This is a genomic window from Campylobacter troglodytis (assembly GCF_006864425.1).
GTDB classification, from domain to species: Bacteria; Campylobacterota; Campylobacteria; order Campylobacterales; family Campylobacteraceae; genus Campylobacter_D; species Campylobacter_D troglodytis.
Genome location: NZ_QHLI01000290.1, coordinates 1 through 318, shown reverse-complemented (window position 1 = coordinate 318; position 318 = coordinate 1). Strand labels below are relative to the sequence as shown.

Sequence of the window (318 nt, the reverse complement as noted above, 5' to 3'; positions counted from 1 at the left end):
AAATAAAAATGCACTAAGCATAAACGAAGTAATAAATAATATTGAAGTTCGGATTATAAATAATTTCAAGTCCTTGAATTCAAAGAATTCACAAGCTACAAGCTTTCTTGCAAAAGAAAAAGAGCCTAAATTCAAAAAGCAACTTGAGCTGCCTTCAAATCTCATAAGGATTGAGACAGAGGATAGCAGCGAGGAGTTTATAGAGCTAGAGTTTGTGAGAACTCATTTAGGACAAGAAGCTAGTGGAGAAATAATCCCCTTGCTTTCTCCCTTTGAGCTTTTTTCTTTTAAAAGAGCTTTTGGTAGGGGGTTTGGGGG

The 318-nt window shown here is 35.5% G+C and carries 1 protein-coding gene; it reads left to right on the top strand.

Annotation, left to right across the window (positions count from 1 at the left end):
* Positions 1-318: hypothetical protein (locus tag DMC01_RS14390; protein WP_185909002.1), on the top strand; the 318-nt coding region annotated here is incomplete at both ends.